Origin of the sequence: Pseudohaliea rubra DSM 19751 (assembly GCF_000764025.1) — a bacterium.
Classification (GTDB): domain Bacteria; phylum Pseudomonadota; class Gammaproteobacteria; order Pseudomonadales; family Halieaceae; genus Pseudohaliea; species Pseudohaliea rubra.
The window spans coordinates 17,644-44,384 of sequence record NZ_KN234784.1; the positions used below are offsets into that span (position 1 = coordinate 17,644).

The 26,741-nt window shown below is 62.4% G+C and carries 17 protein-coding genes and 2 pseudogenes; 13 read left to right on the forward strand and 6 right to left on the reverse strand.

All coding sequences use genetic code 11. The features are described 5' to 3' along the window. Positions 1–202 precede the first annotated feature (202 nt). Entirely contained in the window at positions 203–1,942 is a 1,740-nt protein-coding gene (gene ggt / locus HRUBRA_RS12330; protein ID WP_201771602.1) for a gamma-glutamyltransferase, read from the reverse strand. A gap of 272 nt (positions 1,943–2,214) precedes the next feature. Here ggt and HRUBRA_RS12335 point away from each other — a divergent pair, with 272 nt between their 5' ends. Beyond that, entirely contained in the window at positions 2,215–4,320 is a 2,106-nt protein-coding gene (locus HRUBRA_RS12335) for a PQQ-dependent dehydrogenase, methanol/ethanol family (RefSeq protein ID WP_035517602.1), read from the forward strand. Positions 4,321–4,365: 45 nt separating this feature from the next. Here the strand turns inward: HRUBRA_RS12335 and HRUBRA_RS12340 are convergent. The 5 genes and pseudogenes from HRUBRA_RS12340 to tnpC form a co-directional block, all read right to left on the reverse strand. Further along, a pseudogene (locus HRUBRA_RS12340) lies at positions 4,366–4,893 on the reverse strand (TCP-1/cpn60 chaperonin family protein); the annotation flags it as partial. Beyond that, positions 4,824–5,018, reverse strand: a complete 195-nt coding sequence (locus HRUBRA_RS15020; RefSeq protein WP_084592632.1) for a hypothetical protein — start codon at positions 5,016–5,018, stop codon at positions 4,824–4,826. The gene HRUBRA_RS15020 and the pseudogene HRUBRA_RS12340, both read right to left, overlap by 70 nt. A gap of 267 nt (positions 5,019–5,285) precedes the next feature. Next, the gene (locus tag HRUBRA_RS12345; RefSeq protein ID WP_035517605.1) at positions 5,286–6,878 is read right to left on the reverse strand and encodes a phytoene desaturase family protein; all 1,593 of its coding nucleotides are present in this window, start codon (positions 6,876–6,878) and stop codon (positions 5,286–5,288) included. A 28-nt stretch (positions 6,879–6,906) separates the two neighbouring features. Then, positions 6,907–8,532: a tetratricopeptide repeat-containing sulfotransferase family protein gene (locus HRUBRA_RS12350; RefSeq protein WP_052094814.1), complete on the reverse strand. Its 1,626-nt coding sequence runs from the start codon at positions 8,530–8,532 to the stop codon at positions 6,907–6,909. A gap of 156 nt (positions 8,533–8,688) precedes the next feature. Next, positions 8,689–10,104 (reverse strand): annotated as a pseudogene (tnpC, locus tag HRUBRA_RS15025) (IS66 family transposase); the annotation flags it as partial. A 119-nt stretch (positions 10,105–10,223) separates the two neighbouring features. On the opposite strand from tnpC, the gene HRUBRA_RS12360 reads away from it, so the two are divergent. From HRUBRA_RS12360 to HRUBRA_RS12415, 12 genes are all read left to right on the forward strand, one after another. Then, complete coding sequence (locus HRUBRA_RS12360; RefSeq protein WP_035517607.1) at positions 10,224–11,432, forward strand: IS256 family transposase; 1,209 nt, start codon at positions 10,224–10,226, stop codon at positions 11,430–11,432. 288 nt (positions 11,433–11,720) lie between these two features. Continuing rightward, on the forward strand, positions 11,721–12,041 hold the full coding sequence (locus HRUBRA_RS12365; protein WP_052094816.1) for an NHLP leader peptide family RiPP precursor: 321 nt from the start codon (positions 11,721–11,723) through the stop codon (positions 12,039–12,041). Positions 12,042–12,096: 55 nt separating this feature from the next. Then, positions 12,097–12,465 (forward strand): NHLP leader peptide family RiPP precursor, encoded by a 369-nt coding sequence (locus HRUBRA_RS15030; protein ID WP_161787615.1) that lies wholly within the window; start codon positions 12,097–12,099, stop codon positions 12,463–12,465. A 498-nt stretch (positions 12,466–12,963) separates the two neighbouring features. Further along, positions 12,964–13,587, forward strand: coding sequence for a hypothetical protein (locus HRUBRA_RS12375; protein WP_144244466.1), 624 nt, complete (start codon positions 12,964–12,966; stop codon positions 13,585–13,587). Next, the gene (locus HRUBRA_RS12380; protein ID WP_035517612.1) at positions 13,580–14,521 is read left to right on the forward strand and encodes a GNAT family N-acetyltransferase; all 942 of its coding nucleotides are present in this window, start codon (positions 13,580–13,582) and stop codon (positions 14,519–14,521) included. Before HRUBRA_RS12375 ends, HRUBRA_RS12380 begins: the two co-directional genes overlap by 8 nt. Beyond that, positions 14,509–15,441: a peptide arginase family protein gene (locus HRUBRA_RS12385; protein WP_084592634.1), complete on the forward strand. Its 933-nt coding sequence runs from the start codon at positions 14,509–14,511 to the stop codon at positions 15,439–15,441. The genes HRUBRA_RS12380 and HRUBRA_RS12385 overlap by 13 nt, the downstream gene beginning before the upstream one ends. Next, positions 15,434–16,168 (forward strand): JmjC domain-containing protein, encoded by a 735-nt coding sequence (locus HRUBRA_RS12390; protein WP_144244467.1) that lies wholly within the window; start codon positions 15,434–15,436, stop codon positions 16,166–16,168. The genes HRUBRA_RS12385 and HRUBRA_RS12390 overlap by 8 nt, the downstream gene beginning before the upstream one ends. A 3-nt stretch (positions 16,169–16,171) precedes the next feature. Further along, positions 16,172–19,297: a type 2 lanthipeptide synthetase LanM gene (gene lanM / locus HRUBRA_RS12395; protein WP_035517618.1), complete on the forward strand. Its 3,126-nt coding sequence runs from the start codon at positions 16,172–16,174 to the stop codon at positions 19,295–19,297. Continuing rightward, positions 19,281–20,630 carry a TolC family protein gene (locus HRUBRA_RS12400; protein ID WP_035517619.1) on the forward strand — a complete coding sequence of 450 codons (1,350 nt, stop codon included), beginning with the start codon at positions 19,281–19,283 and terminating at the stop codon, positions 20,628–20,630. The genes lanM and HRUBRA_RS12400 overlap by 17 nt, the downstream gene beginning before the upstream one ends. A gap of 21 nt (positions 20,631–20,651) precedes the next feature. Then, positions 20,652–21,917, forward strand: a complete 1,266-nt coding sequence (locus HRUBRA_RS12405; RefSeq protein ID WP_035517620.1) for an NHLP bacteriocin system secretion protein — start codon at positions 20,652–20,654, stop codon at positions 21,915–21,917. Positions 21,918–21,942: 25 nt separating this feature from the next. After that, positions 21,943–24,132: an NHLP family bacteriocin export ABC transporter peptidase/permease/ATPase subunit gene (locus tag HRUBRA_RS12410; RefSeq protein WP_035517621.1), complete on the forward strand. Its 2,190-nt coding sequence runs from the start codon at positions 21,943–21,945 to the stop codon at positions 24,130–24,132. After that, the gene (locus HRUBRA_RS12415) at positions 24,129–26,396 is read left to right on the forward strand and encodes an ATP-binding cassette domain-containing protein (RefSeq protein ID WP_052094820.1); all 2,268 of its coding nucleotides are present in this window, start codon (positions 24,129–24,131) and stop codon (positions 26,394–26,396) included. Before HRUBRA_RS12410 ends, HRUBRA_RS12415 begins: the two co-directional genes overlap by 4 nt. The last annotated feature ends 345 nt before the right edge of the window (positions 26,397–26,741 follow it).

A 26,741-nucleotide genomic window follows, 5' to 3' on the forward strand; every position in this document is an offset into this window, starting at 1 on the left:
CCCGCCGCAGACCGTCCCCGGGACGGCCGCGGGCGCCGCGGCGACCGGCGCGACGGCGGGCAGGACAAGCAGGGGAAGAGTGGTAAAGGCGGCGACAACCGGCGGCAGCAGCCCGCCGCCGGCGGCGCCATGGCCGCGGCTTTTGCAAAGGCGCGGCGAGGGGACCAGTAGCGATTCCAGTAGCGGTTAAGGGAGCGCGTCGTCAGTACGCTGCGACAGTGCCGTCCTTGCGCTTCTCCGTGGCGCCGGCGTAGGCGCCATTGGGCAGCCGCATGATGGCCTGGTAGCCGCCGAAGCGGACGCCGTCCTCGATCACCTCGACGCGGTGGCCCATGGCCTCCAGCCGCTTGATGGTCGCTGCCGGTACCCCCGGCTCTACCGCCAGGGTGCCGAGGGGGTCGCCGTGCACACCGGTGGGCTGGCGCCCGCCGTCGTGGTTGATGCGGGCGGCGTCGCCGGCTTCCTGCACGTTCATGCCGTAGTCGATCAGGTTCACCAGCACCTGCACGTGCCCCTGGGGCTGCATGGCACCCCCCATGAGGCCGAAGCTCAGCCAGGGTTCGCCGTCTTTCATGACGAAGGCCGGGATGATCGTGTGGAAGGGGCGCTTGCCCGGGGCGTAGGCATTCGGGTGTGCCGGATCGAGGGAGAACAGCTCACCGCGGTCCTGGAACATGAAGCCGAGGCCGTCAGCCACCAGCCCGGTGCCCATACCCCGGTAGTTCGACTGGATCAGGGACACCATCATGCCGTCGCCGTCGGCCACGGTGAGGTAGGTGGTGTCGCCATCGCTTTCGAGCGCGGGCTCCCCCGGGCCGAAGGCCGCCGTGGCGCGCGCCGGGTCGATCAGAGAGAAGCGCTCGCGGCCGTAAGCATCGGAGAGAAGTCCGGCGAGGGGCACCTCGGCGGCTGACGGGTCCGCGTAGTAGCGGGCCACGTCCTCGAAAGCCAGGCGCTTGGCCTCCACCAGGTAGTGGAAGACCTCAGCCGAAGCCCGGGGCCACTGCGCCAGGTCCACGTTCTTGAGGATGTTCAGCATCTGCAGGGCAGCGAAGCCCTGGCCGTTCGGGGGCAGTTCGTAGACATCATAGCCCCGGTAGTCGACATGGCCCGGCTCCACCCATTCGCCGCGGTGAGCGGCGAGATCAGCGTAGCGCAGGTCGCCGCCGATGCGTTTGAAATACGCGTCCATGGTGCGTGCGAGCTCTCCCTCGTAGAAAGCGTCGCGCCCCTCACGGCCCAGGGTCTCGAGGGTGTCGGCGAGGTCCGTGTTGCGAAAAAGCTCCCCGGCCTTCGGCGCACCGTCGGTAAAGTACGTGGTCCGGGCATTGTCGAACTCCTCGATCATCGCCGCGCGCTTTTCAAAGCCGTCGAGGTTGCGCTGGAAGTAGTAGGCGATGACCGGTGACACCGGGAAGCCCTCGCGAGCGTAGCGCACGGCCGGCGCGAGCACGTCTGCCATGGGCAGGCGGCCGAAGCGGTCGTGGGCGGCGAACCAGCCATCCACGGTGCCGGGCACCGTCACCGGCAGGGAACCGTGGGAGGGAATGCCCTCGAGGTCTTCCGGTACGGCCCCCGCGGCCTTGAGCCCGGCAATGCGGGCCTTGAGATCATCGAGGCTGCGCCCCTCAGGTGCACGGCCGGAGCCGTTATAGCCGTAGAGCTGCTCCGTCTCCGGGTCCCAGATGATGAAGAAGATGTCGCCGCCGATACCGTTGCCCGTGGGCTCCATAAGGCCGAGAGCCGCATTGGCGGCAATCGCCGCGTCGATCGCGCTGCCGCCGGCCTTGAGCACATCGATGGCCACCTGGGAGGCCAGCGGCTGCGCCGTCGCCGCCATGCCGCCGGCGCCGTAGACCGGGCTGCGGCTCCAGGCTTCGCCCACCGGCCGGCCACCGCCGCCGAGGCCTGCCGCAGCACCCTGTGCGTCGACCTCGTCCATGGAGCGCATCTTCCCTGCGGGTCCTGCCGCGCAAGCGGCCAGCAAGGCGGAAAGAAACACAGCAACAAAAGTGCAGTAACGCATGGCAGGGCTCCGGACGAAAAGCCTCCATTGTAGGAGCGGCGACCCGTCGCGGCCACCCGGGGACGCCGCCGTTTGCGCCGGCGATCGGCACGGGTCGGGCGCCCCGGCAACCGGTCCCCTCGCGGTGCTGTACAGCGCCTGGGGACATTCCCTTAGAATGGCGAAGCCAATAACGATAAGGAAGTACCATGCACCGCGACCTTGCCCTGCCCGTCCTGGGCGTGCTTTGCCTGCTCGCCGCCTGCAGCCGAGAACAGCCCCCGGAGCGCGTCACCGCCACCGCGGCGCCGGATGTGGAGTGGCGCCAGCACGGCCTCGACAATGCCGAAACCCGCCACAGTCCGCTGGCGCAGATCGATACGGACAACGTGACCGATCTCGGCCTCGCCTGGTACTTCGATTACCCGACGGCCCGGGGCAAGGAGGCCACGCCGCTGATCATCGACGGCACCATCTACAGCACCGGGTCCTGGAGCCACGTGTTTGCGCACGATGCGCGCACCGGCGCGCTGAAGTGGTTCTACAACCCCGAGGTGCCGCGGGACTGGGCCGTGCACCTGTGCTGCGACGTGGTCAACCGCGGGGTTGCCTACCAGGACGGTCACCTCTTCTTCGGCACCCTAGACGGGCGGCTGGTGAGCCTCGATGCAGACGACGGCAGCCTGCGCTGGGAGATACAGACTACGGACCGCGACAAGCCCTACTCCATCACCGGCGCACCGCGGGTCATCGGCGACAAGGTGATCATCGGCAACGGCGGTGCGGAGCTCGGCGTGCGCGGTTATGTGAGCGCCTACGATGTCGAGGACGGCAGCCTGCACTGGCGCTTCTACACGGTGCCGGGGGACCCGGAAAAGGGCTTCGAGAACGCCGCCCTCGAGCACGCCGCCGAGACCTGGGGCGGCGGCCCCTGGTGGGAGATCGGTGGCGGCGGCACCGTCTGGGACTCCATGGCCTACGACCCCGCGCTCAACCTGCTCTACATCGGCGTGGGCAACGGCGCACCCTGGAACCGGCAGCTGCGCAGCCCGGACGGCGGCGACAACCTCTATCTTTCCTCCATCGTCGCCCTGAACCCGGACGACGGCAGCTACGTGTGGCACTACCAGACCACCCCCGGCGACAGCTGGGACTACACCGCAACGCAGCACATGATCCTCGCCGACCTGGTGATCGACGGCGAAGAACGCCCGGTGCTCATGCAGGCGCCGAAGAACGGGTTTTTCTACGTCCTCGACCGGCGCACCGGCGAATTCCTCACCGCCGAGCCTTATGCCACGGTCACCTGGGCCTCGCACGTGGACCCGGAAACGGGCCGCCCGGTGGTCGTCGAGGGCGCGCGCTATGAAGCGGCGCCCACGGGGCTGCAGCTGCCCGGCCCGATCGGCGGCCACAACTGGCACCCCATGAGCTATCACCCGGAGCACGGCCTGGTCTACATCCCGCGGCAGGATGTGGGTTGGGTCTACGCGCACGACGACGCCTTCGAGCATCGGCCCGGCTACTGGAACACCGGCACCGACTCGCGCCCCGCAGCGCTGCCCGATGACCCGGCCATCAAGGACGCGGTCCTTAAGACGGTACGCGGCACCATCGTCGCCTGGGACCCGGTGGCCATGGCGCCGCGCTGGGAGGTGGAGCACGCCGGCCCCTGGAACGGCGGCATGCTATCCACCGGCGGCAACCTGCTGTTCCAGGGTAATGCCGAGGGCGAGCTGGTGGCCTACCGCGCCGACACGGGCGAGGAACTGTGGTCCTTCGACGCCCAGACGGGGATCGTCGCCCCGCCGGTGACCTATCGACTCGACGGCGAGCAATATGTCGCCGTGGTGGCGGGCTGGGGCGGCTCCCTGCCGCTGGTCGGCGGCGAGGCACTCACCGCAGGCCCCATTGCCAACCGCAGTCGGCTCCTGGTGTTCAAGCTCGGTAGCGCTACGGCCCTGCCCGCGGCTGAAGCCCGGGAGCTCGTCTTCGACCCGCCGCCACAGACGGCGGACGCGGATACCGTCGCCGAGGGCAAGGCGCTGTATCTGCAGTATTGCGTGTTCTGCCACGGCGACGGCGCCGTAGGCGGCGGCGTCACCCCGGACCTGCGTGCACTCACGCCCGAGACGCACGCACAGTTCCAGGCCATCGTCCGCGGCGGCCTGCACTGGGAGCAAGGCATGGTGGGCTTCAGCGATGCGCTTGAAGAGGAAGATGTGGAAGCGATCCGCGGCTACCTTGTCGACCGGGCGCACTACACGCTGGCCAGCGGGGATAGCGAGCGCCCGGTGGGGGCGGAACTGGACTAAAGAAACGACGGTGCGGCCGGGAGGGCCGCACCGGATGGGGCAGGATCAGAAATCATCCATGCCCGGGGACGGCATGGCCGGACCTTTCGGTTCGGGCCGGTCGGCGATCATGACCTCGGTGGTTAGAATCATGCCGGCGATGCTGCCCGCGTTCTGCAGGGCGGAGCGGGTGACCTTGGCCGGATCGATGATGCCCATCTCAACCATGTCGCCGTAGCCTTCCGTCTGCGCGTTGTAGCCATAGCTGCCGTCGTGCTCGCGCACCTTGCCGAGCACCACGCTGGGCTCGACGGCCGCGTTGGCCACGATCTGCCGGAAGGGCTCTTCCATGGCGCGCAGCGTCAGGGTGACGCCGATGGCCTGGTCATGGTTGGCGGTCTCGACTTTTCCCTCGATCGCGTCAGCGATGCGTACCAGGGTCACGCCACCGCCGGGCACAATACCCTCCTCCACGGCGGCACGGGTCGCGTGCAGGGCGTCGTCGACCAGGTCCTTGCGCTCCTTCATCTCCACTTCCGTGGCCGCACCGACCTTGATGACGGCGACGCCGCCAGCGAGTTTGGCGACCCGCTCCTAATGACGTCGCCCTGGTTGGGTTTATCGGCAGCGTTGCCCGGCAGAATAATGCCGCCGCTGCTGGTGCTTTCTGCCTCGCGTTGACGTACGAAAACGCGATCGGCAAGAGGTCGAATGCTCACAGTGTGTTCCTCCTGAAGTCATCACTACTGCAACCATGGGAAAAGCGGTTGGTGTCCAGAGCGACACCTCCCGACGTGGCGTTTCGGGCACGGGCGGCAATATTTCAAGGGCCGGGCGGCAAAATTTTTTCGCGCCGCGCCGGGGGGCCGGGTGACCGCTGGTGCCACTAGCACGGAGGGAGTGCGGGCTCGCCGCGCGGCCCCGGTAACGGGCCAGGCGGCAGTGGGCAGGGCCTGGTTCACGCTGCGGCACGTACGCTGCCGGCGTCAGCGCCAGTCCTTGAGGATGCGCCGGGCAGCGTTGTAGCCCGGCGCGCCGGTCACGCCGCCGCCGGGGTGAGTACCGGAACCGCAGAGGTAGAGGCCCGGCATCGGCGTCGCATACCGGGCGGCGTCAGGGTGCGGGCGCATGCTGAACAGCTGGTCCGGCTCCATGCGACCGTGACAGATATCACCGCGGGGCAGACCGAACTCACGCTCGAGATCGAGGGGCGTGAAGCACTGGACGGCGACGAGTACTTCCGGCAGGTTCGGGATGAAGCGGCCGGCCCAGGCAAGAATGTCCTCGAGTACCCGCGGCTTCTCTGTGTCCCAGTGCCGGCCCCCGGAAAGCTCGTAGGGCATATACTTGCAGAGCATGCTCATAACGTGAGTGCCCGGCGCATCGGTCAGGGTATCGTCGATCACGCTGGGGATCACTGCCTCGATGATCGGTGGCGACGCCGGCTCGCCGGCGCGCGCGCTGCGGTAGGCGGCGTCGAGATGATCCTTGTCCTCGATGAGAACGATGGTTGCCTCATGCTCTGGGCCGGGGCCACTGCCTCCGAGGGCCGTGAACTCCGGGAGACCTTTGAGGGCGAGGTTGATCCGCAGTGAGGCCGACTCCTGCCGAAAGGCGCGCAGGTCGCGCACGAAGGCTTCCGGCAGGTACTCCTCACCGAGGAAATCGAGCAGGGTGCGTTTCGGCTCGGTGTTTGCCGCGATCACCGGCGCGGTGAGCTCCTCGCCGCCCACCAGGCGCACCCCACGGACACGACCCTCTGCTACGAGGATCCGCTCCACGGGCGCGTTCGTGCGGAGCTCCACACCACGCTCCCGGGCCGAGGCGGCCATAGCCTGGGTGATGCCGCCCATGCCCCCGCGCACGAGCCCCCAGGCGCCTCTTCGTCCTTCGACCTCCCCCACCGCATGGTGCAGCATGGCGAGGCTGGCGCCGGGCTGGGACAGGGGCGCGAAGTTGGCGGGCATGATGTGGGCCGCGATCATCGCCTTGACCTTATCGCTCTCGAACCAGCGTTCGATGATCGACTCCGGCGCGCCGAGGAAGAACTGCATCAGCCGCCAGCGCCCTTCGGCGTCGAGCTTGCGGGCATCGAGGCCGAAGCGCAGCGCCGAGAGCAGATCGCTCACTCCGCCGCCGTGGAGCTTCGGCGGCTCACGCAGCCACTGACTGGCAAGCAGCTCGCCGACCAGCCCCACGGAGGCCTCGAAGGCGAGGAAAGCATCGTAGTCCGTGGCCGAGAATTTCTCGAACTGCGCGCGATCGGCGGCCTCGTCGCCGGTGAGCAGCAGATAGTCGCCGCGGGAATCGAGGTAGAGCGAATTGCCGAGCAGCAGCGGCTCATAGCCATAGCGCGCAAGCTCCAGGTCGCGCACGACTTCCGGGCGCAGAAGGCTGACCACGTAGGAGGCAACGGAATTGCGGTAGCCCGGATGGAACTCCTCACTGACTGCGGCGCCGCCGACCACAGGCCGGCGCTCCAGGACACAGACCCGCAGGCCGCCGCGGGCGAGGTAGCCTGCTGTGGTCAGGCCATTGTGGCCCGCGCCGATAACGATCGCGTCGTAAGCTTGACTCATACTGCCTCCGCCAGAGCAGGGCCCATCGCTAGGGCGCGCGCGCTCCCGCGGCAAGGGTCTCCGCTACCCCGGCCTCTAGCAGCGTGCGACGCATGGGCTCAAGCTGCTCCGCATAGCGACGCCAGCGTCCGATGGACCGCGTATGGGCCGGCTGGCGGACCTGCACCACGCTCGCCGTCGTCACCGCGGCTTTCTGCTCGTGGAAGGCGAGACAGCCATCCTCCCAGGGCAGGTCGAGGAAATCGATGAGCGCGCGCGCGTTGGGCTCCAGGTCGGCCGCCGTGTCTTCGTAGGCAATATCGAAAAAACGGTCGCCGAAGCGCTCGCGCCAGATCGCCATGAGCCGGAAGTAGCGCGCGTGGTGTCGGGCCATCTCGGCCTGCTCGTAAGAATGCGGGTAGGCGTCGGCGAACAGCTGCTTGAAGCTGGCAAAGCAGGCGTCCATGGGATCGCGCTGCAGGTGCACAATCTTTGCCTTCGGCAAGGCCTTCAGGATCAGTGGGATGTATAGATAATTGGGCGGCAGTTTGTCGACGAAGCGCGGTGTGTCGCCCTGCATGGTGCGGGTGGTCTGCAGGTACATCTTGCCGAGTTGCGCCGGGTCGATGCCAGCGGCGATCTCGGCGAGCCGCGCCGACTGCTGCCGCTGCTCGCGGTAATCGCCGATACGCCGGATGGCGTGGCCGAACTGCTTCAGCTCCCCCGCCGAGTGCACCTGCGAGTGGGCGGTGATGATGCGCTCGACCAGCGTCGTGCCCGTGCGCGGCTGGCCCACCACGAAGATCGGCGCCGGATCGTCGTGACCCTGCCGGCCATCGTGCAGCCACGCCTCGGTGAAGGTGTGCGCGAAGGCGTCGTACATCTCCGCCTCTGCTGTCTCGTCGAAATCGAGAGTCCGCCGTCGCGCCGCCGCGCCGCGCGCGAAGGCGGAGAAAGCCTTGTCCCAGTCCTCCAGGTCCTCGAGTTCCTTACCGAGCGCGTAGCAGAGAAAGGCCTGAGCCCGAGGCTGGTCAGCCTGAACCTCAATGAGGTGCTCGAGTTCCTCGACGTGGGTGCGGTCCGTGGCCTTGCGCAGCCCCGAGAGAAGCCAGTGTGCGTTGGGGTGCCCGGGCTGCTGCGCGAGCACCCGCCGGAGCGCCTCCTCGGCCTCGTCGAGATGGTCGAGGAACGTGTGATTATTGGCCTGATTGATAAGGAAGGGGACGCTGTCCGGCTCCTTCGCCAGGGCGCGACCAATCCATCGGGCCGCTTCTTCCTGTTCGCCGAGCAGACCGTGCACCGTACCGATGAGGTCCAGCACCACGGGGTTGTCGTCGTTGTGCTCGACGGCTTTCGCCAGCGCCGCATCCGCCCGCGCCGGCTGACCGGCCTGCATGAAAAGCCGCGCAAGGTTTGCCCAGGCCGCGCCGTGATCCGGCTGCAGCTTGGTCACGGAACCGAAGGCCTGCACGGCGTGCCAGGTCTGCTTGAGTTCCAGGGCGACGAGGCCGACCAGGAAGTGGGCCTCCGGGACATCGGGCTTCGACCCGAGCACCTGCTTGCAGCAGGCAGCCGCCTCGTTGAGGCGCCCCGCGGACAGATGGCCGAAGCCCTCGCGGAGCCTGTCCCGCACCCAGGGTGCGGGCACGGTTCGCGCGTGCTCGTGCTCGTTCACGGCCGCGGCACCGGCTCTGCAGGGCGCGGTTCGCCAGGCGTGGCGGTGCTAGTACGGAGCTTGCGTGCGTTCATGCCGGCAGTATAGCGGTGGCGCGGGCGCGCGGGCTATGCTGCGCTACGGCATAACAAGCCTTGCAAGGTAAGCGTCCGGTCATTACACCTTGATCGGCGGACTCCAGTTGTGCGGCAGCAGCGCTGCCAGGTCTGACTGCCTCGCTGTCGGCAGTCGCTCCAGCACATCGCGCAGGTAGGCCTGCGGATCGAGACCCTTGATCTTCGCCGACTGGATCAGTGTCATGACGTTGGCCGCACGCTGACCACTGCGCAGCGAGCCGGCGAACAGCCAGTTGTTTCTTCCTAAAGCCCAGGGCCTGATCTGGTTTCCGATCCAGTTGTTATCGATGGGCAGGTGCCCGTCGTCGAGGTAGCGCACCAGGGCCGCCCAGCGTTTCAAGCTTTAATCGATGGCCTTGGCCGTGCGCGTGCCGTTGGTCAGCTGCGAGCGCTGGCCGGTGAGCCAGTCGCGGAGCTTTTCAACGACGGGCCGCGCTTCGGTGTCGCGCAGCCGCTGGCGTTCTGCGGCGGGTAGCTCGCTGCCCCGCCGCTCGAACTCGTAGAGCGTGCCGATACAGGCCAGCGCCCGTTCGGCAATCGGGCTCTCGTTGCGCTCGAGCAGCTCGTGGAACTTGCGCCGGGCATGCGCCCAGCAGCCGACCTCGGTTATGCCACCGGCGAAGCCGGCCTTGTAGCCGCCGTAATCATCACAGACCAGCTTGCCACGCCAGTCAGCCAGGAACGTGCGTGCCGCTTCGCCGGCCCGCGTCGGCTGGAAGTTGTAGACCACGCCCTGCAAATCGGCATAGCGCGTCGGCGCATAGGCCCAGATGTAAGCCCGGTGTGTGCGCTTCTTACCCGGCGAGAGCATCGGTACCGGCGTCTCGTCGGTATGCAGCACCGGCTGTGCCAGAAGTTGCTGGCGCAGCTCCTCGACCAGAGGCGTCAGCTCCACCCCACAGCGGCCGACCCAGTCGGCCAGCGTGGACCGGGGCAGCTCCACCCCGGCGCGGGCATAAATCTGTTCCTGCCGGTACAGTGGCAGGTGGTCGGCATACTTGCTTATCAGCACCTGCGCCAGGAGGTTCGTAGTCGGGATGCCCTTGTCGATGACGGCGGGTGCCACCGGCGTCTGCACGACCGTCTCGCACTGCTTGCAGGCCCAATTGCCGCGGATGTGCCGCTCGACGCTGAAGCGGCCAGGCTCGTAGTCCAGCTTCTCGCTCACGTCCTCGCCGATACGGCTCAGCTGGCAACCGCATTGGCAGGTCGTGGACTCGGGCTCATGGCGGATCTCGGTGCGCGGCAGCTGCGGTGGCAAGGGCCGCCGACGCGGCTTTGACAGCGCCGGCTCCGTGCGACGTCCGGCTTCGGCAAGCGTCTCAAGTTCTGACTCAATCGCTGCCAGGTCTTCATCGACCAGGTCATCAAGCAGGCTTTGCTGGGAGCTCCGGCTCTTGCTCTCGCTGCGTTTGCCAAAACGGTGTCGCCGGAGAATGGCGATCTCGTGCGTGAGGTGCCCTTTCTCGAGGTAGTGTCCCAGAGAGTGGTGTAAATCCACGGTGGAGGTAGAGGTCACCGTGGGTCTCCGTAAAATGAAAGTTGCGAGACATCCAAGTACGGAGAGACACCACGATGACCGAGGAAAGAATGGCATTGATTGAGCTGGCTGAAAAGCATGCGGACGACGACCTGCTCCGGGAGCTGGGCCAGCTGGTTCTACAACGACTAATGGACGCCGAGGCGGAACAGCGTTGTGGCGCTGGTCGGCACGAACGCAGCGAAGAGCGCGTCAATCAACGCAACGGCTACCGTGAGCGGACCCTCGAGACACGCCTGGGAAGGCTGGATCTGCGTATTCCGAAGCTGCGCACAGGCAGTTACCTGCCGAGCTTCCTGGAGCCCCGCAAAGCCTCAGAGCAGGCGCTGGTGGCTGTCGTGCAGGAGGCCTACGTGAAGGGCATATCAACCCGCAAGGTCGATGATCTGGTGCAGGCCATGGGTATGAGCGGCATCTCCAAGAGCCAGGTATCGCGGCTGTGTGAGGAACTGGACGAGCGTGTGGAGGCCTTCCTGAACCGCCCGCTGGATGGCCCGTGGGCCTATGTCTGGCTCGACGCCACCTATCTGAGGTCGCGTGAGCGGGGCGCTGTGAGCAGCCAGGCGGTGGTCGTTGCCGTCGGCGTAAACAACGAGGGACGCCGGGAAACGCTGGGTATGGCGGTAGGCCCGGCGGAAACGGAAGCGTTCTGGACGGACTTCCTGCGCAGCCTGGTGCGGCGTGGCCTGTCTGATGTCCGCCTCGTCACGTCAGACGCCCATGAGGGCCTCAAGCAGGCCATCGCCAAGGTGATGGGGGCGACCTGGCAGCGCTGCCGCGTGCACTTCATGCGCAACGCGCTGGCCCACGTACCGCGCAAGCAGCACTCGATGGTGGCCGCCGTGATCCGCGAGGCGTTCGTGCAGGAGAACCAGACCGAGGCGCGACATCAGTGGCGAGAGACCGCTGACAAGCTGCGAGAACGCTTCCCGCGGGTGGCTGACCTCATGCACGACGCGGAGGACGACGTGTTGGCGTTCATGCAGTTCCCGAAGGAGCACTGGCCGCAGTTGGCATCGACGAACCCCCTGGAGCGCCTGAACAAGGAAATCAAACGCCGATCGCGGGTCGTGGGGATCTTCCCAAACAACGCAGCCATCTACCGCCTGGTCGGTACGTTACTCGCTGAGCAGACCGACGAGTGGCAGGTGACGCGGCGCTGCATGAATCAGGAAACCTTGGCCAGGGTCGTGCGTCGGGGCGACACCGGAAACGAATTACTGATCCAGTCGGAAGCCGCCTGAGTCAGTGGGCGCGGAGACTGAAGTTACACCACTTGACGGGACACAACCGCCGACTTAACGTAATTAAACGTAACCATGCAATGGTTTGTCTTGAAGCAGACATTGCGAGATGCAATATTATTTGCCTTGACGCTAATGTTGCCGCTGTCGCCGCCGCTGGCTTTGGGTGCCACATGGCTCCACCGCGGGATTCAGGGTGAACTGTGTCGTGAACGCGTGTCGCAAGGCGAGCGAAAAGCACACACGGGCTCGCAAACACTTCATACCAACACACTTTAGGAGATAGTCATGTCAAACGAAATATTCCTGTCTTCGGATGAAATCCAGGCGGTTGTGCAGCGGGTTCAGACTCGTGCCGCAACCGACGCCGATTTTCGCGCGCTGTGCCTTGCAGATCCGGCTGCCGCTGCCAAAGAAGAAGCCGGCGTAGATGTGCCCGCTGACTTCACCATCAATGTGGTAGATAACAACAATGCCGACCTGACGGTCGTCCTTCCCGATTTCGTCGATGCCGCGGGCGAGGAGCTCTCCGACGCAGACCTCGAGGCTGTCGCTGGCGGGAGCCGTTGTGGTGGCTCCTGTGGAGGGTCATCCGGTATCTGTTCATAAGGCGTCAACAGATCATTCAACGACAAACACTGAGTATCCGGGGAGCGACAAAGGCATGACTCAGGAGAAGACTGACGCAGCAAAGTCGGAAGAGCGACAACAGGCACTACAGTCGCTGCTTTCCAGAAGCGCCTCCGACCTGGCGTTTCGCAACGACTTGCTGCGGGAACCAAGGCGGATGCTGGAGGAAGCGCTGGATTGCGCGCTTCCAGAGGATTTTACGGTGCAGGTGGTAGAAAACCGGGGAGCAGACCTGTCGGTCGTGCTGCCCGACGTTGCTGCCGCTGAAGAGGCGCTCAGCGATGAAGATCTGGAGGCCGTGGCCGGGGGCATGTTCTGTCTAGCCAGCTGCGCAGCGAGCTGCGCTGTAACCTCCACAGATAGCGTCGGTGTGCCCGGTATTGGCGGCGCGGTGTGTCTTTGACATGCCGCGTGTTCGTCACGACTGCATAGGGTCTCGGAGCTTGTCGTCAGGCGCCAAGCGGGCCGGCGCCGGCATGCTGCTTCCCTTCACGGGAGTGGAATGACCTCCCGCAAGGCAAGCTCTGCACCCGATGGTCTGGCTGCGTGCCTGGTGGGTATAAAGCACGGAGTGGGGAGGATCTCACGGAACGTACCCGCCGCCTACTCCTTCCGGGCCCACCTGATGGAAGAACTTTCAGCTATTACGGACGCTGCTGGTTTGGCGAGGTTCGAGGCAGTGCTCAAGCTTTGCGCTCAGAGTATCGGCGAAGCGAAGCGAGGCGACGGTATCGCGGCAAGATGGACTTTCCGTCGGATCCGGTCGCTGATCCACGAGACGTCAACAGGGGCTGCAACACCACTGCAGAGGCTCTCTGCTGTTTTTTTGCAGGCGGCCATCGCTTACCACGACGCACGGTCGGGCCACTGCCCGAGGGCCCGACGGCGGCTGCTTCTCGTCATGAACGAAGAGCTGGCGATACTCGAGGAGGCCAACCTTCCTGCCATCTGGTCTCACCGGCTGCAGCAGGTCAACAACTGGCGGACGACCTGCTGCCTGGAAGGCAGTGCCGCTGAGGCTCTCACGCTGACGGAAGATACCATCGGTTACCTGGCGACCGGTTATCAGCGCTGTTTGCCGTCCACGGGGTGGTTTGAGCACGTTCCCGGCAGCCTCGCGGCGCCAGAACGGGAGCTGCTTCTGACAGACGCTGCCGCCCAGCTGCCGGTGCTGCATGTCGCAGCAGGGCAGGATCGACGGACCCAGGACCGAGAAACGCTGCTGCCAGCGCTTTCCAGAGTGGACCTCGACTGCGCTCGGTACATAGCCGCGTGGCTGGAAATGAAGCGAGAACGCGATCCTGTCGAGCGGCTCTCGTTCACGGCGGCGTTTCTTGAGGCGCCTGTGCCGAATGCCGGACTGCGTTCTTTGTGGGTTGACGCGGCGCTGCGGATCTTTGCAGACACACCGGAGCAGAAATTTCCGGCCTTGCGGCAGTCGAGGCGCGCGGCGTGGAACGCGATAGCCGCATTGCCCGCGCTGCTCAGCGCGTTTCAGCGACAGAAGGCGCTCTACGGTGAGTGAGGTACTCGAGGGGAGCCCAGGGTTGCAGATTGCGTCGCCGACGAGCGACAGGGACCTGCAAAAGCTCGAGGCGATGACCTTCAGCCGCTATCGGGAATTGCTTCGCACACCCTCTGCCAGCGTTCGCTATTGCTGCGCGACGCAAGGCTCGCGGCCTGTCGCCCTCGTTCTGGGCAGCGATTCGCCTTCGGGTTTCCAGGTGCTTTCCATTTATGTGCAGAACCCTTTTAGACGTCGCAGAGTTGCATCTGCACTGCTGCAAAGTCTTGAAGCAACCGTGCGCAACGATTTCCCAGCTTGCCCGCGTCTATTTCTCACCTACACCACACGACAGCTCCGTTATCGCGAACTGGAGCGACTTATCGATGGCCAGGGTTGGCGCCATCCGGTAGACACGTCTCTCTTTGGACTTATCAGCCTCGATAATGTCAAGCAGGAGCACCAGTGGATTCACCATCGGATTCCGCCGCTCCCCCAGCGCATGCGCTTCGTCCCGTGGCAGGAAGTGACCCCCGCGCTGCACAGGAAGGTGAGGAGCCTGCTTGCCGAGGAAGAATCGGCTGCATCCTGTGACCCGGATGCCAATATTGCGAACCGCATGGATTCCATTGGCGGCGTGCTTCTCGAGGAAGATGAGGTTGCAGGGTGGATGGCGCACCATCGCTCTTCGGCCCTGCCGGGCGTGCTGCGCTATGGGCCGCTCTTCACGCGGCCAGGCTATCGCATGCGAGGGCTGTCGATGCGGCTCTGGTATTTCACGTTGTGGCGCCACGTGGCGTTGGAGTCAGAGCGCTTTCCTCAAATGATGGTGGATATCGCCGTTGGGCATAACGCGGATAAGCGCTTCCAACGGCGTTACGCGCCCTACATGGATGAGGTTTTCAGTGGCCGCCGAGCCGAAAAACCGCTGCAGGATGCGGCATGTCGCGCATAGTCACCGCGTTTTTGGAAGAGCACCATGAGCTCTTTCTGGTCTGGGAGTGGGCAGTGCGCCACGGCGTGCTAAGGCCGCAAGGTGTCCGCCTGCTGCATGTCGATGAACATAGCGACCTGGACTTACCCTACCCTCGGTGTCCGATGGATTTCGAGAACAGCGCGGAAAATGTCAGTAATTTTTTCCGCGAAGAACTTACGGTAAGCAACTGGATCTGGCCTCTGGTCTATCGCGGTCGGTTGAATAATATCTCCTGGCTTTTCCCGCGCCGTCGAGCTGAGGGGCACCGCGATTACGTTCCACCCCGCAGACTGTTCATCACCACAACGGGCAATCGCAGGACCGAAGTTCTCACGGGCCTGCATCGCGGGCGGGGTTCATTAAAGGGGCGGTTTGATCATGACGGCTGGAATCCGGATTACCGGACGGTCTGGATTGAGCAGCTGGGTGCCGACTGCCGGCTCGATGCATCCGGGCAGTGGGTGCTGGGGATCTGTCTCGACTACTTCTCGTGTAACACCCGGGCTGTCGCCAATAACTGGCTGTTCGAAATCACCGCTGAACAGCGCCGCAGTTTTGAGGCGGATGATCTGCATTTCCTGCGGTTGCTCCCGGGACCTCAGGTTCGCACCCAGCATATCGAAGGCCGCGACTATCTGGTTTTCGGAAATCCCATTGAGCCCGAGTGGGACTGGCGGGTGCTGTCGGAGGCGCAGATTGCCGAGCGACTGAAAGCCTTTCAAGGGTTTCTGGAGCGCAACCAGGTGGCCCCCGAGCTGGTGGTTGTCTCACGCTCGGTCAAGAGTGGCTACACACCGGCAAAGCAGGCGGCCTTCATCGAGGAAGGAGTTCGCGACATTCTTGCCAGTACGTTTGGCGCCCGCATTGAGGAACGGGCAGGCAGCGATTTTCATGAGTGAAACGTTCACCGATGCTCCCGTGTGCCGGCGCGGCGGCGCGACCCACTGGCCAGCAATGACCCGCTGGTCATTGCCCTACCTCTCACGGCTTTTTCAGGAGGAGCAGCTCCTGTTGACCACAGACCTGGCTGCTTCCGCGCCGGTGAGGAAAATGGCGTTCCCGGAGTATTGTTCCTATGTCGCACGGTCGGGTGTGGCCGGCCAGCGGGGGCATTCATTTTATGCCACCTATTTTCAGCCGCTGGCGAGCGAAAAACTCGCAGGGGACTGGCAGCTGCCTGGCTATGAAAACCTGTTTCTGGATCTACCGTCTGAGGTGGTGACGCAATACCTTCGCCGCTTTGGCTGGCTGCTTCTTTCACCGAGAGACGGTAAGGCGTCCAGACATACGGACCTTTTTGCGACCTACGCCTGGCTCGCCGTCATCTGGGGGCGCAAGCATATCCTCGTCTGGTCACCACAGGACGCCGACAGTGCTCCACTGATGGAATGCTGGCTTGAGGCTGGCGACCTGCTTTATATCCCTCCGCTCTACCCACACCAGATTGTCAACGTCGAGCCGACGCTTTCGGTGACACTGAACGGCATTCGCAGGCACCAGGTTCCGCAACTGCGGGCAGCGGCTGTTGCCGATTACGCCGGTTGGCGTCGCCACTGGCAGCTGGCGGGTCAACAGTCCCTGGTTGACAGCCACTTTGGCATCGCGGCAGAGACCGAATTGCACTGAAGAATGTTAGACGAGCCAGACATTATCAACGTTGCGGAGCGCGCGCTCACGCCACTGGAACAACTCTCACTGGGCGGATGTTCCTCGGCGGCGGACGAAAAAGAGACCGCTCGTCACGTCCTGGCCTGGGCCGAGGCACTGGGGGGGCAGCAGGCGCTTGAACGCCGATTGCGGGAGCTGAATCAGGCAACGCCGGAAGCGCTATGTAGTCTGGCGGTGCCCGCAGCAACCATTCGCGGCTTGCCATGGGTCGGCGACTTCAACAGGTTCTATCATCGCGTCGCGTGGACAGCGCCACCCATGGCCGATGTCTATGCGGTGCCGTTTGCCGCTATCATCAACGCCTGGGTGGAAGCGGTCAGCAGACCTTTGCGCGATGAATCGCTATCGTGTTCAGAACTCAATGACCTCACCTGGACGTCACTGAAGCAGGCGCTTGCCAACGATCTCAGTACGATTCTCGCCCCTGCGCTGCAGACTGAGTACCATCTCTTCAGTCTGCACGAGATGCCTGGGCTTGATCATGCCAGCAGCCAGCGCATGGCGGCGTTTTACCGGGCCCAGATGTCAGACGGCATGGCGACGTTCTTTCATCGCTTCCCGATGGCGCTCCGCCATGTTGCAAGCGCCGGTGCGCGCTGGCTGGCGACCTCAGAAAGCTTTGCCAGCCGTCTGCGCGAAGACGCACAGGAGTTACAGGAGCGGTGGCCATTTTGCCAATGGGACCGCCTGAAAGCTGTCTCTTTGGGGCTCTCCGATGCCCACGATGGCGGCAAAACCGTCGTTGAGATGGTGTTCGACGAGGGCTCTGTCTTCTACAAGCCAAAGCCTCTGCATTCAGAGGCGTTTTTCGGAAACTATCTCGATTTTCTGATGGCTACGGGATGTGCCGAGCCGGGTTCTCTCGTCGCCGTTGACCTTATCGTCAAAGATGACTACGGCTGGGCCAGGGGCGTCCGACGACACCGCTTCGAGAATGAAGGAGATCTCGTTACCTATTTTGAGAATGCCGGCGCGTTACTGGGCGCGCTGTATGTTGCGGGCGGGACAGATGTACATGTTGAAAATCTGATTGCCTGTGCCACGGCTCCGGTAATGATCGACGCCGAAACCCTGTTCCACCCTCCGGTGTCCGTCAACGGCGAGGACAGCGCGGCGCTGGCGGTAAACAGGGAGCTTTTCACCGAGTCGATTATCCGGACGGGGCTTCTACCCTGGTGGAAGCTCAGCGCTTCAGGACAACCTCTGGACGTGGGTGGCCTGACCGGCGGTGCGCAGCCGCTGCAGTTTCACGAGCGCGCATGGATCAATGCGAATCGGGATCGACAGCGATTAACGCGCCGGGCGGTCAAAAAGCAGCTGAACATTGGCAACCTGCCGTTGTTTGAGGGCCGGCCTGTCAGCGCCGCCCGCTACGTCGACGCTGTCACCCGTGGATTTGCACGCTTCATGAATGGCGTCTGCGCTCAGAAGAGCGGCGTCCGTGCGTGGCTCGAGCTTAACGTAGACCGGGAACTGCCGCTGCGTTTCATTTTTCGCAGCACAGCTATTTACCTGCGCACCTTGCAGTCGCTGCAGGAGCCGAGTGCCCTCAAGTCTGGCTTCAGCACTTTTCTTGTCCTCGAGCGCCTCTCCCGCGCGCGCTATTGCGATGCCGCGTCGGACTATCCGTCAAGAGAGCTGTTAGATGCAGAGGTGTCTCAACTACTGGCGCGCGACGTTCCCATTTTTCTGATGAATGCGCGATCCAGCGACCTCAAGGCGCCGCTTACCGATACGCTCCCGGGATTTTTCGAATGCACCGGGCTTGATTTCGCCTTGTCACGGCTTCAGGGCCTTGATGCGGCCCAGATCAACCTGCAGACGAACCTGCTGAAGACCAGCTTTGCGCTGGCGTCGGGTCAGCATGCGGTAAACGCTACACCTGCCAGCATGGGTCACGAGGAAGAAAATATAGCGCGGCGTGAGCTATCGCACCTGGATGCGGCAGAGGGGATTGCGCAACGTCTCGAGGAGTCTGCATTCTTCGCCGAAGACAGTTCGGTGAACTGGATATCAGTCATCTACGAGGATCGTCTGCAGCGCTGGCAGGTACAGCCCCTCGGCGCTCGCCTTTTTGATGGTATCAGCGGGCTGGTGATGTTCTTTGCGGCCGCCTGCGATATCAAGGAGCACCCCAGGCACAGGGGCTTGCTGGACCGGTCAGTGGCCACGCTTGAGGGTGTCGTGGCGCACCCCTCGTTTGCTCGAGAAGCGGGCAGGCTGGGACTGGGTATTGCGACGGGGCTCTCATCTATCGCCGATACTCTGGGACGCCTGTCACGGCATCAACGCTACACGCATCTTTCCAGCAGCACCGAGGCCTGTCTCAGTCTGCTTGTGAGACTTGTGAACGCGAGCGGTGACGCTGTGAACCGGGATCTTTTCGGTGGTGCGGCGGGAGCCTTGGCGGCGCTGGCGTCAAGCCCCCCGGGTCTGCTGGATTCCATCGCGTTGAAAGGTCTGCGCGCCGACTTGTTTGCTTATCTTGAATCACCGCAGTGGCGGGAGTTGCCGGTGGGCTACGCACATGGACGCTCCGGCATTCTCTGGGCGCTCGCCTGCTCCCACAGGGCGGTGCCGCTCGAGCCGTTCGAGCGAGAGCTCCTGAGGGTAGAACAGGAAAGAATCGCCGACGAATTTCTCCCGCAGCACGGTAACTGGTTGGACCCTCGATATCCCAATGCCGGCGACGGCGCCGGCGTGACATGGACGTTCTGTGGCGGTGCGCCGGGTATTGTTCATGGCGCCGCGCCGGTTATTGCAACGGTGGGTAGTGGTCCCCTGAAGAATCGCTGGGCACAAATCCGGGAAAGCGTCATTGCCAGTCATCGGCGTGCACCTGCCAACCCGGTCGATCACCTGTGCTGCGGCAATTTCGGGCGGATGCTGGCTCTGAATGACCCACCAGGGAATTCGCCTATGGCGACAGTGCCAACCGGCACTTATTCACTCGGATGGGAGGGTATACCGGATGTCCCGGGCCTCTTTCAGGGCCTGGCCGGAATAGGGCTCGCTCACTTGTATTTGCATGACCGGGCCAGGGCTCAGAATTGGATGTGGTGGAGCGCTGATGTGCCAATCGACTGAAGAACGTGGACTGATTGCCCCGGCAGCTCTTCGACTTTGTTGCTGTCTTGCGCTGATTGTCGGTTTCCAGAGCCCGGCGCAAGGTACAACGTTTGCGGAACTGGAGCGTGGGCTGCTGGCAAACAATGCCCAGCTTCGCGCTGCCGAGCAACAGCTCGAGGCGGCGCGCCGTTCCGCTGAAGCGGTGGCATTCGAGCGCTGGTCACCCGATGTCAGGCTGGGAGTCTCAAGCGCGCTGAGCCGCACGGAAAGTGGGATAGACAGTTCTGACGCAGTCGCAATCGAGCGCAACGAGGTGAACGTCGGATTCACCTCCTCCCTGAATATCTTCGATAGCGGCGCGGCAAATATCCAGACCCGTCTTGCGAGTAACGCCCTTGATCGGGAAAGAATTCAGTATACGAAAACACTGATTTCACTCTACACCGACCTCTACATCGCTTACGCCAGCCTGAGCGTCACCGCTGACGAAATTGCCGAAAACGAGGCGCTGCTTGAGCGTCAGCGCAATCTCGAGACCCAGCTAAAGGCCATGCTAGAGGCGGGAACCATTGACAAGCCGCAGTTACAGAGCCTGCAGGAAACGCTATTCGATATCGAGGGCGCCATTGTGAATCTTTCGCGCCAGCGACAGCAGGATATCGAGCGTCTGTGGAATCTCACGCAAACATCAATCAGCGAAAGCAAAGACGCCTTTGACAGTATTCCTGACGCTGATCTCAGTGAGCTTGACGGTATAGAGCGTCTCTTTCCGGATTCGGTAATGGCCAGTCAACTATGGATCGACAACCCGGACGTCGTCCTGGCGGAGTTGACCCTGGCGGCCGAAGAGCTGCGCTATAGCGCCAGTGAAGCAGCGTTCGGACCCAGTGTCAGCGGAAATTTCCAGGCGGGGCTGTCCGAAACCCTCTCGCCGGACGCCGCATTCAAGAGTCCCGAATCCGGCTCCCTGAGTGGCACACTGCAGCTCTCCATTCCCATTTTTGACAACGGCGTCAGACGCTCACGCCGATCTGCAGCGGCCGCGCGTCAGTCTGCGTCTCTTGACCAGGTAGTGCAGGCCAAGCGCGATTTTGTCAACGACGTGAATCGTAGCCTTTTCACGTTACGCGCTGCCCAGGAACGTCGTGACCTGCTTAGGGAGCGCCTCGCTCTGGCGTCGGAGGCTGTGTCCGATTCGGAAGATCTCGTGACTTCCGGGCGGCGCACGTTATTCGATTTCGCCCAGAGCCTCCAGCGGGAAATTGACGCCCGCAGCGCCTTTTACCGGGCAAAACTGGACGTCTTCAAAGCCAGGGTCAATTTGCTTGCCCTTCTGGGCATATACCGATAGCCGCCTGCCGGGAGGAATGTCATGACGCGATTGTTTCGAGCCAAGGCCATGCAGACCATGGCTGCACCGGAGCAGCTCAATGAAGCTATACGGCTGGTTGACGGCAAGAGTCGCTGGGCCACCCGCCTGATCGCCGTCATGACCCTGCTTCTGCTTGCCTGGCTTTTTCTCGGAAACATCCCCAAAAAAACTACCGGGCTGGGTTTGTCTGCGTTTGAGGATAGTGGATTCAATCGTCTTCGGGCGCGGGCCGAGGGCGTGGTAGAGCGGATTCACGTCGATCTTGGAGCGCAGGTGAGCGCCGGCGATATGCTCATCGAGCTCGAAGCACCTGAGCTTGCAGCGAAAGTTCGTGAAAAGGAGGCGGATGTGGCGCAGGCCAGGACCGCCCTGACGAAGCTTAAGAAGGAAAGCGAGAGAGCCATCAGCGAGCGGGCGAAGTTGCTGAAAAGTCGCCAGAAAGATACAGCGAGCCGGATCGACGACATCGAACAGGAGTTGGCGCTGGCCAGGGAATCAGCAAAGCTTGCGCGTGATGAATTCCGGAAACAACTTGTCAGTCGGTCTGTGCTCGAGCAGGCGACTGCGCAGGTAGATGAGCTGACCGAAAAACTGAACATGACGGAGGAGAGCCTTGCTAAAGCGCGTCAGGACATGGCCGCCTTCCGCCGCCGCGAGGCGCAGACGGTCCGGCAGGCTGAGGATCGCTTCAATACTGAAAATGGTGCGTTCCAGGTGATGAGGCAGAATTACAAAGCAGCGACGCGGATAACGACACCGTCTGGAGGGACCGTCGCGGTGTTGCCCGCGGCCGAGGGTGTGTCTGTGACGCCCGGTACTGAACTGGCCCGAATTATCACGGGGGCGGACTCAGACAGTAAGGTCTATATCAAGGCCTTCCTGAAGCTATCTGATGCAAAAAAGGTCCGCGAGGGAATGGAGGCTCTAGTTGCTTTTACCGCCATTGAGCCGGAAGTGTTCGGTAGTGCCGTCGGCGTGGTCGAGAAGGTCGGGCTTGTCTCCATCAGCACCCAGGAGCTCGCAGAAGTATTCGGAGATACTACGCTCAGCGGTTTTCTCTCTGCGGCGGGTCCCGTGGTTCCCGTCGTGGTTCGTCTTCAGGAGGATCCAGCTACCACCTCTGGCTATCGCTGGACATCAAGCGGGGGTTATCCCGGTAAAATCGGAGCGAACTATCAGGCGGCGGTATCCATAAAGCTGGAGTCGGAACCACCGGTCAATTACATCGCTCCCATCATGCCGGTACGCGTAGCTGATGCAAAGTAACGCCAAGCGGCAGGGGGAGAACAGCATGCGTGGGCTTTTCACAAGGCGGCCTCGTCGGACACCGACGATACTGCAAATGGAAGCCGTGGAGTGTGGCGCAGCGGCGTTGGCGATCATCATGGCTCACTACGGCCGCTGGGTGCCCCTGGAGTCGCTGCGCGTGGACTGCGGCGTATCGCGTGATGGCAGTAAAGCGAGCAATGTCGCGAAGGCAGCGAGACGGCATGGTTTCAAGGTTTTAGCAAAGAGGGCGGAAGTTCCATACCTGAAATCGCTTGATGCGCCTGCGATTGTGTTCTGGGCTTTCAATCACTTCCTGGTGGTCGAGGGCTTCTCCGGCAACAAGGTGTATCTGAATGATCCTGCCTCGGGGCCGAGGACGGTGACCCTTGAGGATTTTGATAAAAACTTTACCGGCGTAGTGCTCGAGCTGACTCCGGATGACAGTTTTACGCCGGAGAGTGGTCCGCCCTCATTGCGGAAGAGTCTTCTGAAACGTCTTGATGGCAGCAGGGATGCCGCTTCACTGATTGCTCTGTTTGCCATCTTTATTGTTTTGCCGGGGCTTTCGCTTCCGGCGTTACAGCGCGCCTTTGTTGACGATATCCTTGGGCGTGGCTATGTCGACTGGTTCCTGCAGGTCCTCGTGGGGCTATTGCTGACGGTCATTTTCATGGCCGCTCTGACCGCTTTGCAGCAGCGTTTTCTGGTGCTGCTGCAGAGCAAGCTCTCTCTGCAGTCCGGTGCGCAGTTTTTCTGGCACGCATTGCGCCTGCCGGTCAGTTTCTATGCGCAGAGATATGTCGGCGATATCATCTCGCGCCTCGCCGGACTAAACCGGGTGTCCGAGCTGTTGTCAGGACCGCTCGCTACCAATCTGGCAAACGGTGCAATGCTCATCTTTTATGCCTCCGTTATGTTCAGCATCAGCTGGCGACTGAGCCTGGCCGTAATCCTGCTGACGTCTCTGAATGCGGCCGCAGTGTATGCGGTGCAGCGACGCCGTATGGATAAGAGTCTTTCCATGGCAGCTGAATCGGCGCGGGCGACCGCCGCCGGGCTGGCGGGTATTCAGGCTATTGAAAGCCTGAAGGCGACAGGTACGGAGGGAGATTTTTTCCGCACCTGGGCTGGCCATCACGCGAATCAGGTCAACAGTCAGCAGGAACTCAGTGAATACAGTCGCTACCTGGATGCAGCGCCGCAGCTGATAAAGAAACTGACCGAGGCCCTGATTCTGATCTTCGGTGCGGTTTTGGTTGTCCGGGGTGAGCTAACCATTGGTGGCCTCGTAGCCTACCAGACCGTCGCCGGTATGTTTGTCTCGCCCGTTGAGCAGCTCGTTTCCTTCAGCGGCAGACTTCAGGAAATCAAAGCCGACATCAGCCGGATTGAGGACCTGGAAAAATATCCACTTGATCAAAGCTGGAGTGATGCTCAGGCCTCATCCCTCGAAGAGCTGGACAACGACACTCTGGGGGACGAAGGAACCGGCCTTCACGTTGAAGTGCGTGGACTTGGGTTTAGTTATTCGCCGCTTGACCCGCCTTTTATTAATGAATTGAACCTGACTGTCGCACCCGGAACCTGGACAGCAATCGTTGGAGGTTCGGGCAGCGGCAAATCAACCCTGGCGAAACTGGTGATGGGTTTTTACCCGGCCGCTGTGGGGGAGGTGCTTTTTGGTGGTCGACCCATGGGGGCCATCCCGCGGGAACTGTTTGTCAGCGAAGTCGGCTATGTGGAGCAGGAAACCAGCCTCTTCGCCTGCACGGTAAGGGATAATATTGCACTCTGGGACGATACCATCCCGCAGGAGGATATTGTGGCTGCCGCCCGGGACGCGGCGATTCACGACATAATCGTCGCGCGCGCTAATGGTTATCGCTCACTGATCGATGAGCGTGGCAATTTGAGTGGGGGGCAGAAACAGCGTCTGAATATTGCACGCGCTCTCGCGCGTAAGCCCCGCTTCCTTGTTCTTGATGAAGCCACTGCAGCGCTGGACGCGGTCACCGAGGCGCATATCTATCAACGGATCCGTGAGCGGGGCTGCTCGTGTCTGGTCATTGCGCATCGCCTGAGTGCGGTTCGTGATGCGGACGAGATCATCGTCCTCGACAAGGGCAAGGTGGTGGAGCGTGGATCGCATGATCAACTGCTTGCGGTAAGGGGACGTTACTATTCGCTGCTTGGCGAGGAGAAAGCCGCATGAGTAACGAGCAGCACAATCCTGGGCTGGAAAACCCACGTCATGACCTTTTGGTCGAGAGGCGGGAGGTCGAGGCAAGCCGATTTTCCCGTGCGCTCTCCGGATTGGCTGAAGCTGTCACTGGAGGGCATGATAAAGCCGTTATTGAGGAGGCCGACGGCCTCGCTGCCGCTATTTCCAGAGTCGTGCTGGCTTACGGTCGCACACCGAGGAAGGCGGTACTGCCGTCGCTGGAGGAGTCTTTCGATCAGCGTACGGTCGAGCTTGTTGAACAGCAGCAGTTACGTAGTCGCAAGGTCATACTGCGTGACGGGTGGCACCACCAGGCGAACTACTGTCTGGTAGTTCCCTTTGCAGATGGTTTCGCCAGCCTTGTGCCAAAAGACGAAAATCACTTTGAATACCACGCTACCAACGGTGAAGGCGGTATCGTGGATGACAGCCTGGCACAGCAGCTCCTGGGGGAAGCACAGCTTATCTACCCTTCCTGGGACAGCGATGCTGAACCTCTCGCAGCCTTCATCAGGCTGGCACTGTGGCGACATAAGAAAACCTTTTATCTTATCCCGCTACTTCTCGTAGCGGGAGCGCTACTGGGACTCCTGCCGCCGATTATCACCAAATATCTGGTAGGAACGGTGATTCCTTTCAACGATACCTCACAGCTACCGGCGATCACCATCGCGATGGTTGTGGCCGCAGTCGGTATCACCTTATTCAAGCTTCTCTCGTCGCTCTCTATCGTGAGACTCGAAACGACCTTTGAATCCCGGGGGCAGGCCGCTGTATGGTCGCACCTCCTGCGTCTACCGGCCTCCTTTTTCCGGCGCATGAGCACCGGCGAACTCAGCGTCAAAGTTCAGTCGGTGGACGCGATTCGCTCTATGCTTTCCTCTGTGCTCGTGAATTCAGCGGCGAGTATTGCCATGGGAGCTGCCAGCCTTTTCCTCATGTTTCACTATCAACACAAGCTGGCCTTCCCGGTACTTCTGCTGCTGGTGCTATATGCCTTTTTGAATGTGTTGATTGGCCGTCGGGTGGTGGCACTGACGAGACAAAGTATTGAGCGGGAATCCTCTCTTCGCGCCAGCAGCTTCCAGCTACTATCGGGCATCACGAAGTTGAGAGCCGCGGCGGCGGAGCGGGCGGCTTTTGCGCAATGGGCGCCGCTCTATCAGGCCTTTTCGGTGGTAACCCGGGATAACCATACCTGGCGCTCCTTCGGCATTGTACTGCAGAGCGTAATGCCCGCCCTGATGCTACTGATCATTATTTTTGCGATAGGCAGAGAATCGGACTTCCTTTTTGCTGCTTTGAAAGTCCCCGCGAGCTGGGAGGCGCTTGATGCCACGCCACTCCGCGAAAAGATGCCGCCGGCATTGTTTATGGCATTCTTCCTCGCGGCAACCCAACTCCTCAGCGCCACGAAGGCGCTGTCCGATGCCTACCTGCAGCTAATCGGCATTCAGCCGCACATTCAGGCATTGCAGCAGATCGTCTCGGAGCCTGGAGAGCGCGAGGACGATGGCATGGCGCCGGGAGACCTGCAGGGTGCAATTGATATCTGTGATGTTGATTTCAGATATTCACCTGACGGGCCGCTAGTCTTGAAAGGAGCCACCTTGCGTGCAAAGCCGGGTGAGTTCATTGCCATTGTAGGGCCATCGGGTGCCGGTAAATCGTCACTGATCCGCGTGATCCTGGGGTTTGGCGAGATTGAGCGAGGCGCGATCTTTCTCGACGACAAGGATCTGGGGGACTTGAACAAAAGGCTGGTTCGTCGCCAGTTCGGCGTTGTCCTGCAGGATAGTCAGCTGTTGCCTGGTAGCCTTTTTGACAATATTTCCGGAGGAACTGGCATCAGCATGGCCCAGGCATGGGATGCCGCGCGTCTTGCCGGGTTGGAGGAAGATATCAAAGACATGCCCATGCAGATGCACACGGTATTGAGTGAGGGTGCCTCCACCTTATCGGGGGGGCAGCGTCAACGGGTGATCATCGCCCGCGCGCTCGCCAGGAAGCCCGCGTATATTCTGTTCGACGAGGCCACCAGCGCCCTTGATAACCGGACACAGACCATTGTGAGCGAGAGCCTTGAGAATCTGGGCTGCACCAGAATTGTCATTGCCCATCGATTGAGCACCATCGCCAACGCGGACACGATTTATGTCATGGACAGCGGCAGGGTCGTGGAGCAGGGAAACTACCAGGAACTGATGGCTCGCGAGGGTCTGTTTTTTGAGTTGGCGACGCGACAGCTGGCTTAGCTTGGGTCAAACTTAAAACATCAGGCAAGACTCAAGCGCTCCACCAATTCCGAAAGCACCTTTGTTCGGAAAAGCCCGTTCGCCCGTAGGGTGTGGGTGGCGGGTCGACGGTCGCCGGACTCCCGCAGCCTCGTCAAATTCGCTACCATGGCGCGCCTGTCCGGGGCTGTGCAGTCGATCATGCCCATTGCACAGCCCGTCACGCGCTGCCGACCGGCAGCAGCCCCAGCCATGACGCGCAGCAGGGAGTCATCACCCATGCAATTCAAGAACGTCGTTATCGAGGCCCCAGAAGTGGACCCCAATGACCGGACAGCTATTGGACGACGATAGGTGCTTCCCTCA

Excerpts from the sequence above, each read along its gene's own strand:
- ggt (WP_201771602.1), bottom strand. The coding sequence starts at position 1,942 with ATGGACGAGGTCGACGCACAGGGTGCTGCGGCAGGCCTCGGCGGCGGT.
- HRUBRA_RS12335 (WP_035517602.1), top strand. The coding sequence starts at position 2,215 with ATGCACCGCGACCTTGCCCTGCCCGTCCTGGGCGTGCTTTGCCTGCTC.
- HRUBRA_RS12345 (WP_035517605.1), bottom strand. The coding sequence starts at position 6,878 with ATGAGTCAAGCTTACGACGCGATCGTTATCGGCGCGGGCCACAATGGC.
- HRUBRA_RS12360 (WP_035517607.1), top strand. The coding sequence starts at position 10,224 with ATGACCGAGGAAAGAATGGCATTGATTGAGCTGGCTGAAAAGCATGCG.
- HRUBRA_RS12365 (WP_052094816.1), top strand. The coding sequence starts at position 11,721 with ATGTCAAACGAAATATTCCTGTCTTCGGATGAAATCCAGGCGGTTGTG.
- HRUBRA_RS15030 (WP_161787615.1), top strand. The coding sequence starts at position 12,097 with ATGACTCAGGAGAAGACTGACGCAGCAAAGTCGGAAGAGCGACAACAG.
- HRUBRA_RS12375 (WP_144244466.1), top strand. The coding sequence starts at position 12,964 with ATGAACGAAGAGCTGGCGATACTCGAGGAGGCCAACCTTCCTGCCATC.
- HRUBRA_RS12385 (WP_084592634.1), top strand. The coding sequence starts at position 14,509 with ATGTCGCGCATAGTCACCGCGTTTTTGGAAGAGCACCATGAGCTCTTT.
- HRUBRA_RS12390 (WP_144244467.1), top strand. The coding sequence starts at position 15,434 with ATGAGTGAAACGTTCACCGATGCTCCCGTGTGCCGGCGCGGCGGCGCG.
- lanM (WP_035517618.1), top strand. The coding sequence starts at position 16,172 with ATGTTAGACGAGCCAGACATTATCAACGTTGCGGAGCGCGCGCTCACG.
- HRUBRA_RS12400 (WP_035517619.1), top strand. The coding sequence starts at position 19,281 with ATGTGCCAATCGACTGAAGAACGTGGACTGATTGCCCCGGCAGCTCTT.
- HRUBRA_RS12405 (WP_035517620.1), top strand. The coding sequence starts at position 20,652 with ATGACGCGATTGTTTCGAGCCAAGGCCATGCAGACCATGGCTGCACCG.
- HRUBRA_RS12410 (WP_035517621.1), top strand. The coding sequence starts at position 21,943 with ATGCGTGGGCTTTTCACAAGGCGGCCTCGTCGGACACCGACGATACTG.
- HRUBRA_RS12415 (WP_052094820.1), top strand. The coding sequence starts at position 24,129 with ATGAGTAACGAGCAGCACAATCCTGGGCTGGAAAACCCACGTCATGAC.